Source organism: Nocardia sp. NPDC058497, assembly GCF_042720195.1.
GTDB lineage: Bacteria > Actinomycetota > Actinomycetes > Mycobacteriales > Mycobacteriaceae > Nocardia.
Map to the genome: position 1 here is coordinate 1 of NZ_JBHXMY010000392.1, position 1,920 is coordinate 1,920.

General features: G+C 69.2%; 3 protein-coding genes. 2 read left to right on the forward strand and 1 reads right to left on the reverse strand.

From position 1 onward, the window contains the following. A partial coding sequence (locus ACFWPJ_RS22880) for an OB-fold nucleic acid binding domain-containing protein (RefSeq protein ID WP_378854436.1) occupies positions 1-139 on the reverse strand: 139 nt, incomplete at its 3' end. 198 nt (positions 140-337) lie between these two features. Here ACFWPJ_RS22880 and ACFWPJ_RS22885 point away from each other — a divergent pair. Further along, positions 338-1,264 carry a neutral zinc metallopeptidase gene (locus ACFWPJ_RS22885; RefSeq protein WP_378854430.1) on the forward strand — a complete coding sequence of 309 codons (927 nt, stop codon included), beginning with the start codon at positions 338-340 and terminating at the stop codon, positions 1,262-1,264. Positions 1,265-1,309: 45 nt separating this feature from the next. Further along, the gene (locus tag ACFWPJ_RS22890) at positions 1,310-1,810 is read left to right on the forward strand and encodes a hypothetical protein (protein WP_378854431.1); all 501 of its coding nucleotides are present in this window, start codon (positions 1,310-1,312) and stop codon (positions 1,808-1,810) included. Positions 1,811-1,920: the final 110 nt, after the last annotated feature.

Genomic DNA, 1,920 nt, shown 5'->3' on the forward strand with positions numbered 1-1,920 from the left:
GCGCGACACCGGAGGCGTCGCGCAGATCGATGAAGGTCACGCCACCGTGGTCACGACGCCGGGCCACCCAGCCGGTGAGGGTGACGGTCTGACCGGCGTGCTCGCTTCGCAGCGAACCAGCCAAGTGGGTGCGCAGCACGGTATTCCTTTCGACGACTCGTCGCACCGGCGGAGAAGACCAGGTGCACTGCCATCGTAGTGAGACACGATCCCCGAGGGAAAACCGATATCTCGCCGCGCCGTGTCAAGCTTGTGACGCATGCCCGCCGGCGAGGGTCCGCCTGCGGTGAATCGCGCTGCAGGACAGCTGGACAACCGAGCGAAGGCGAGTACCGCGATGACCTTCAACGAAGGCATGGAGATCGATCCCGGCCGGGCATCCTCCGGCGGCGGCCCCGGTATGGGCGGCAAGCTCGCCGTCGGCGGCGGCGCGGGCGGTCTGATCCTGCTCGTGATCACGCTGCTCCTCGGCGGTGATCCCGGGTCGGTGCTCGGCAATTTCACCGGCGTGCAGGACACCCAGCAGAGTCAGCCGGGCACCGCGGGCACCCCCAGCCATTGCAAGACCGGCGCCGACGCGAACAAGTACGTCGACTGCCGGGTGGTGGCGACCGCGCAGAGCCTGGACGGGGTGTGGTCGCAGGAGTTGCCCAAGCAGACCGGCACCCGCTATGTCGAGCCCCAGCTGGTGCTGTTCTCCGGCGCCGTGTCGACCGGCTGCGGCAATGCCACCAGCGACGTCGGCCCGTTCTACTGCCCCGCCGACCAGACCGCCTACTTCGACACGGCCTTCTTCCAGGACCTCACCGACCGGTTCGACGCCAGCGCGGGCCCGCTGGCCCAGGAATACGTGGTGGCGCACGAGGTCGGCCACCACCTCCAGAACCAGCTCGGCGACATCGGCCGGGCCCAGCGCGACCCGCAGGGCGCCAAGTCCGGCGCGGTCCGCACCGAACTGCAGGCCGACTGCTACGCGGGCATCTGGGCCCATTTCGCCGACAAGCAGCCCGCGCCGGGCAGCACCCAGCCGTTCCTGAAGCCGCTGTCGGACAACGACATCCGCGACGCGCTCTCGGCCGCCAATGCCGTCGGCGACGACCGCATCCAGCGCTCCGCCGGGCGCGGTGTCAACCCCGAGTCGTGGACGCACGGATCGTCCGAGCAGCGCCAGAAGTGGTTCCTCACCGGCTACAAGACCGGTTCGGTCAAGGCCTGCGATACCTATTCCGCGGGTGACCTGAGCAACCCGCCCGGGCTACGCTGACCCCGACGCGACACCGACACATCGTTTTTCGACCGAGGGGAACCCATGCGCCTGACCATGACCGGATTGCTCGTCTGTGCTCTCGCCCTGCCCGGCGTGAGCGCCGTCGCCAACGCCGATCCGGCGCCGCTACCCCTGATCAGCGTGACCACCATCCCCGACGGCTGGACCCAGCGCACCGATCTGCGGCCGGTGCTGCAGGTCTTCGCCGACGGCAAGGCGGTGCATTCCCCGGACGCGGTGAGTAAGGACCGCAAGCCCGAGACCGCGGCCAAGCAGGTGACGGGATCCGTGGCCGAGGACGTGATCTCGGCCGCGCGTGACGAGATCAACGCACTGAAAGAGGTCGACTTCGGCATCCCGTCCGGCGAGGGCAAGGGCACCACGATCATCGATCTGATGCCGGAGGACCTGGTCGGCGATGCCCATCTCGTCGTCTACTCCCCCGACTCCACCGACGGCCTGAACGCGGACCAGCAGGCCGCGCGCAAGCGCTTCACCGACCTCTGCAAGAAGCTGGTCGACGCCTTCAAGGAAAAGCGCTGAGCTGACGACAACGCCGCCCCCGCCACCGGTGGACCGTGTCCGGGGGGGGGGCGGGTGTGCCGGGTTACGCTCTTCGTCGGCCGAGCGGTGGTCCGCGTGGTCCCGCCGCG